Here is a 6942-nt window from a genome sequence, read left to right as displayed (position 1 = left end):
CATTTAGTTTAGTGTAAATGGAAAACTCTATTTAAAACATTCTGATTTTAAGGGAGGGTTACAACCCGACTTGGTGAAATTAGCTTCGCTTTTGTACCTCAAACCCGACTCATCTGTATATATATCAGTTGTCCATGATTCGTTTATATCTGCTATTTTATCAGGTGTTGCACCAGATATGGTTCCTGACAACCTAAAAAATTTAATGCCTTCTTCCTCAGAAGTATCAATTACTCCATCATCAATAAATCCCCAATTTGTTTTAGACAGAGTTAACTTAGATGTCCCTCTTTCATTACCATCAGCTTTTGTTACTACATTACTGCCAACTTCAGCTTTATCTTCTTTCTTTTGATTGCGACGTTGCTGTGATTGTTTGGCTAATGACTCATTGCTTTGTCCATTACTCAAGCCCCACTGTGCCATAATGTTATCAACAGGCGTTCTGGCACAACTATTACCATAATTACTGTCACAACTGGCGACACGCCAAGCAGATGCATTACCGCTTCGAACAGCACTATACCCAGTCGGGTCAACCCCACTCATCGGGTTATTCAAAATATACGAATACGGGTTAGCGCTCTGGCTATTTTCTGGGAACTGCAAAAACGGGTCAACACTTAAAAAACGGCCGATGTTGAAATCGTATATCCGCCCGTTCATATGAATAAGCTCTTGCTCGTTCAAATGCTCATGGTCTGTATAGCCTTTAGTGACCCCTTGCCAATTAGTTCCAGATAATAATGTATTACCTGCAGCAATGTCTCTTGGGCGACCAAACACATCATAACCACGGTGCTGTAATACGGCACCGGTTTTAGCATCCATCAAGGTATCGACACTGCCTAAGTGGTCGCGCTGTACATGCTGGAACGGTGATTGATTACCTAAGCTGCCCACATGGGCTTTCATCTTAATGGTGTGGTCACCAATGTAAGTTTTATCTACCGTACTGCTTAGGGTCACTTCACGCTCAAAACTGCCCACATAATACGTGGTCGATACCACACTACCACTTTGCTGTTTAACCTGTTTATAGCGGTTACCATTGGCATCGTAACTGAATATACTTTTTACATTATTGCGGTCTACCGTTAACGGCTTGTTTTGGTCGTTATAGGTTAACGTTACCCCATCACCCGTGAGCCTGTTACCGTTATTGTCATAGGTGAAGTTTTTTGTACCACCACGGATAAACTGCTTAATGGCGTTAGGGTCTGCATTACCGCCAGCACCTTTGCCTACACTACCGTAAAGATACTCACTACCGTAATCGCCTTTGACAAGAATGTTACCTGCCGCGTCATAATCATAATTAACCGCAGCATAGGTGATACCTTTGTACGTTTTAGTTGAGTCATCAACCCGCATGAGCTCGTCATAGTTGTAGCTTTCTTTGAACTGGGTAATCACGTTGTGTTGAAAGGCTAAATTACCCATTCCATCATAATCATAATTTAAGTATTGCACCCCGATAGTACTGCACCCAGCAGAAGAGCTGGTACAGATACTCGTTGGTGAACCGGCTAAATTACGGCTAAATTGTTGAACATAATTGTTACTGAACGTTTGTTGGTTAATACTGCCAAAGGCGCTGTACTCATCGATTATGCGCAGTGACTGCTCAGAACCATCAGTAAAACGTTGGTAGTCTTCGACTAAATAACCATTGTCGTCAAAACGATAGGCCACATGCTCGCCGCTAGGGTACTGCATGGCTTTAATACGGCCAAATTGCGTGTCATAGGCATATTTTTCAGTGAAGCTTAAGCTACCAATAGCCGTAACGGTTTGCTTAATGCGCCCAGCGGTATCATAGCTATGAGTTTGAATATGCCCATCGACTTTAGCCTGGTATAACTTACCGTAACCCACATTGGTATCATACACCCAGGTTCGCGTTTGTTGACCTGTTTGACTCGTTTGACGACCGGCTTTGTCATAGTTAAATGTGGTTGTAATATTGCGCGCATCTGTTTGAGTTATAAGCTCGCCATATTGATTATAAGTAAAGTTCCATACCCCCATATTCGGGTCGTTAAACCATGCCTTGCGGCCTAAATCATCATAGCGAGCGGTAATTTTACTGCCCAGCACATCTTGGATTAATACAGGTAAACCTGCAGCATTATAGGCAAAATAGCTTTTATTACCTTTTGCATCTGTAGTGCTTAATAGCTGACCAAGGCTGTTATAACTGCGACTCATCGACGCATTCAAACCACCTGTGACACTGATATTCGTCGTAATGCCATCAGCATAATCATATTCTGACTGGTAGCTAACCATGCCATCATCGTAAATCTTACGAGCGGGGCGCCCTAATGCGTCATAATCTTCAAACTGTGTCGTAATTTGGGTACCGTAATCTTCTGTTGGTTTAGTCTCACTAACAATATTGCCTCTAGCGTCATACGCGGTTTCGCTAATGATTTCGCCTTCAAAACCATCGGTTACCGGCTTTACAGGACGACCAAGGCTGTCGAAATAGGTAACGGCTTGTGGTTGGCCAAGTTTATTGTTAAATCTTTGCCTTAGACTCTCACGTCCTCTAAATCAATCTCTTTGAATGTTTTCTTCAGCATTTTACCGAGCTTTTCACCAACAATGATTAGTGGCGACTTTTCTTTACCACTTCCAAATTGAATATCCGTGAAATACAATCCCATTTGATCTATATTACTTGCGTTTTTCAAAAACGGGGGTGTAGAACCAACAATGCTTTCAAAATTCCCACACTTGCCACACTTACTGACAAAACGCGTTTTTCTTTTTTCAGTGTCAAATATTGCTTTACTGTGAGCTTCTATAACAAAGGCTTCAGGATCAGAGTTGATTTTATGAAACTCTAGCTCAGTTGAGGAGTTCATTTCTAAAAATATCTTTGCTTTAGTACTTATTATTAATTGTCCATCGTAGCTATAACAAAAATCCTTCTTTAAGCTACTCTCCATCAAATCATTGGGTAAGTATGGTTTAGAACCGATATATGAACAACATGAAGAGCAAAAAAGCTCCTCAGGTGCATCACTGTAATAGTTGATGTCAGCGTCTGCTGCGAATATTGCATAGTTCGTCATAACTATAAATCCGAATGTTGTTTAAAGAAGTCGGTTGCTGCATCTTTATATTTCGCACCTTCGCCACGATAAAAATCTCGAAGAGCTTCCAACCGTTCTTGTCGTGTAAAGTTTTGTCTGATTTTTTGACCGCTGTTACCTCTTTGAGGCCTCATATGATTCCCGAAATCATCTGTTTTATTTTTCAGAAAATCATTCATATCCTTATGTAGATCTTTGTGAACCTGCTCGTTTAGAGTAGTTAATGGCTGTTTCTTTTCACCGCCCATGAATTTAGGATCAGAATGATGCCCATGTGTTTTACTCTTTGTAACAGGCAATCTTGCCATTGCCACATCAACAATATCACCACTAGATCCAGCAATAAATACTAACCCAGTAGCTTCGGCACCTATATAAGCTGATAATGCTCCACCAGTTAACATCATAGCGCCTGCAAATCCGGCTTGCCCAGAGGCTTCGCTTCTGGTCGCCTGATCTTGTTCTACACTGACGCCAAGTGGTCGAAGTCTAAAATCACCTCCTAAATCATTAAAAGCAGTCTCTGTACCATTAAAACTTGCGGGACGACTTGTTGGGTTACCGTCTTGGTCCGTCCATATACTCTCGTTGTTTGTATCAGCTTGCTGTCCAACTTCAGCTTTATCTTCTTTCTTTTGATTGCGACGTTGCTGTGATTGTTTGGCTAATGACTCATTGCTTTGTCCATTACTCAAGCCCCACTGTGCCATAATGTTATCAACTGGCGTTTTGGCACAACTATTACCATAATTACTGTCACAACTGGCGACACGCCAAGCAGATGCATTACCGCTTCGAACAGCACTATACCCCGTCGGGTCAGTCCCACTCATCGGGTTATTCAAAATATACGAATACGGATTAGCGCTCTGACTATTCTCTGGGAACTGCAAAAACGGGTCAACACTTAAAAAACGGCCGATGTTGAAATCGTAAATCCGGCCGTTCATGTGAATAAGCTCTTGCTCATTCAAATGCTCATGGTCTGTGTAGCCTTTGGTGACACCTTGCCAGCTAGTTAACAGGTTATTGCCTGATGCAATGTCTCTTGGACGACCAAATACATCATAACCACGGTGCTGTAATACGGCACCGGTTTTAGCATCCATCAAGGTATCTGATACCCCAATAAAGCCTGCACGGGCATCATTAATCAATTGATTGACGTGTGCTTTAAACACATCAGGCTGAGATTGTGGCGTTAAGCTACTGATTAATGGCCGTAAGATACCCGCAACCACAAGATTACGGCCTATCGCGATTGAGCGCTGTTTAGTGAGCAAAGATACTTTGATGTCGGCAGCGAAGTCTTTATCACGCAGATAAGCAGGTAACACCATGCGGGTGTAATAGGTACAATTTGTGGCTCTGAATAGGTACATATGTCTCAGTCATCCGTTTTGGGTCTGAGAATATGATTTTTCAAATGCTAGAAAGCAAAAAAGCCATTGATTATCAATGGCTTTTTCACTTTAGAATGTGGCGGAGGGATAGGGATTTGAACCCAGACTCTCGAATTAAATAGTTAAAATAGTCGTTTAAATTCATTTGCTTGCAGATTTTTATATCTTCAAATCCTGCAATTGCTAACTAAGATTGACTTTATTCCTGAAGTTGAAAAAAGTCAATAATTATGAACTAATTTCATTTGGGGCTCAGCTTGGCTGTAAAACCCACGTCTTTTATAAACATCAGGGCTGTACAACCGCTTCTAGCGGTAAATGAGCACATCAAAAGCAACGATAAGAATGAGAATGTTGTATAGCAAACTAAGGCCAAAAAACCTTCGGTGAGCAAAGTATTATCTTGACTCACTGGGAGCGTCCATATATGACCATGTTATCAGCTTTATTGTCTTGCCATGTTTTGTTTCTTAATTATTTCTGATCTTTGTAACATCAAATTAGCGACAAATTATCTCAACTGATCAAACCTTAGTGCATTTTTGCCAACAGGCTTGTCATAACCAAGCGACGGATCAACAAACGACTCTTTACCCAATAACGCTTCAACTTGATACCTAGCTACTGCAATAGAAATTGGTGATTCACCTAGATCCATCATACTTCCATCAAGCCCTTCAATTCGGCGACTAGGTATATCCAGGAACTTCGATTCCTCAAAATAGTCAACGTATGCCTTACCAAAATAGGTCAGCCAGAAAACACCTATAAGCTCTGCTTGCAAATCAACAGCATAACCCGTTGCCTTTCTTTTGCTTGCAATCGTATCCATAGAATCACAGATAGAATAAAAAGATTTCAAGCATCGATTACTTTCTTCAAAAGCATTGCGAAGCATACATAGACCTTCTTTGTCACCAATGACTTTCTCAGGAAAATAAATAGACAAGCTATTTGGAAAAGGTGCTGCCTCTTTAAAGATTGATATACTGAGCTCAATCTTGGACTTTCCGAATTTTCCAAATAGTCTTCGGCTAGACTCCTCTTTGCCAATCGAACAAATATAATCAGCAGCAGTTTCTAGATCCGACACCTTCTTTCTCAACGGATCATTAACATCTAAGTGGGATAGCTTCTGGCCAAACAGTCTCTCCAATTCACTGAGGAGTTTGACCCAAAGACTTCTGTCAAACAGATTTAATAGCGAATAAAAAGTCATCTGTATTTCATTCATTACGGTGCTACCTGCTTATAATTCAGTTCTGATATTTATAGGATTCGTAGGATCTGCATTCGCTCGTCTCAGTGGACCAGACAATTTAGTATTTGGCCTTACAAAAACGTCAACCCTTCCACCAGGCCCAACAAGGTCAACATTATCCCTGAGCTGGCGAGTAAAAGACTGAGATTTGACATTTTTAACTTCTGTTACGTGCAGTGGATTACGTGTAGAAATATTCGACGCATTTACTTGATCAGGAATTCTCTCCCTACCATTAACAGTGAATTTTTGAGTATTCTTTCCAACTCCAGTGATTGCACTTGCTGCTGCTTCACCTTCACGACCAAGCTGGCCTGCACTCTTTGTAACATCAGGAAGCCTAGCAACCTTAAGTTTACGCTCAATAAAGGCTTCAGTTGCAACTTTTCCTGCTACAACAGCTGCGCTTGTTAGATCACCTGTTTTTTGATATTCCTCATAACCTGCTTCTAATGCATCTATCCCAGACTTAATTCCATCAACAGTTTGCCCAATGGGTGTTAGCGAAAGCGCACCAGTCATATCTCCTTTATTCGCAGAGCTATAACCAGCGATAAAACTTGACGAATTTCCATAGCTAGTAGAACCACCAAATGTACCAGAACTCGGTGCAAAAGTTCCGGCTTTACTTGCTGAACGGTAATCTCTTACTGCACGTCGAGTTTCATTTTTCTGGCCATTACCCGTTACTTTTGTCTGTTCTTTCGAAACTTCAGCATTATTTGACGCACCACCTGTCGCTTCTTCTTTATCTGTTTTTGCTTGATACCCGGTCGGATCTGTCCCTGACATCGGGTTATTCAAAATATACGAATACGGGTTAGCGCTCTGGCTATTCTCTGGGAACTGCAAAAACGGGTCAACACTTAAGAAGCGGCCGATGTTGAAATCGTATATTCGCCCGTTCATATGAATGAGCTCTTGGTCAATCAAATGCTCGTGATTTGTATAGCCTTTAGTGACACCTTGCCAATTAGTACCAGATAGTAACGCATTACCTGATGCTATGTCTCTTGGGCGACCAAACACATCATAACCACGGTGCTGTAATACGGCACCGGTTTTGGCATCCATCAAGGTATCGACACTGCCTAAATGGTCGCGCAGTACGTGCTGGAACGGTGATTGATTACCTAAGCTGCCCACATGGGCTTTCATCTTAATGGTGTGGTCA

5 protein-coding genes are annotated in these 6942 nt (G+C 41.5%); all 5 read right to left on the bottom strand.

What is annotated here, in order from left to right; genetic code table 11:
* Nucleotides 1-27: 27 nt before the first annotated feature.
* Entirely contained in the window at nucleotides 28-2292 is a 2265-nt protein-coding gene (locus tag IEY42_RS21225) for an RHS repeat domain-containing protein (protein ID WP_188927189.1), read from the bottom strand.
* A gap of 245 nt (nucleotides 2293-2537) precedes the next feature.
* Nucleotides 2538-3083 carry a hypothetical protein gene (locus IEY42_RS21220; RefSeq protein ID WP_188927188.1) on the bottom strand — a complete coding sequence of 182 codons (546 nt, stop codon included), beginning with the start codon at nucleotides 3081-3083 and terminating at the stop codon, nucleotides 2538-2540.
* Nucleotides 3084-3085: 2 nt separating this feature from the next.
* Nucleotides 3086-4486 (bottom strand): RHS repeat domain-containing protein, encoded by a 1401-nt coding sequence (locus tag IEY42_RS22500; RefSeq protein WP_229780233.1) that lies wholly within the window; start codon nucleotides 4484-4486, stop codon nucleotides 3086-3088.
* A gap of 532 nt (nucleotides 4487-5018) precedes the next feature.
* Entirely contained in the window at nucleotides 5019-5741 is a 723-nt protein-coding gene (locus IEY42_RS21210; protein WP_188927187.1) for a hypothetical protein, read from the bottom strand.
* A 15-nt stretch (nucleotides 5742-5756) separates the two neighbouring features.
* A partial coding sequence (locus tag IEY42_RS21205; RefSeq protein ID WP_308425012.1) for an RHS repeat-associated core domain-containing protein occupies nucleotides 5757-6942 on the bottom strand: 1186 nt, incomplete at its 5' end.

Source organism: Shewanella algicola (assembly GCF_014648035.1).
GTDB classification, from domain to species: domain Bacteria; phylum Pseudomonadota; class Gammaproteobacteria; order Enterobacterales; family Shewanellaceae; genus Shewanella; species Shewanella algicola.
Note: the sequence above shows the minus strand (reverse complement) of the source record. Positions and strands in the feature narration are given on the sequence as shown.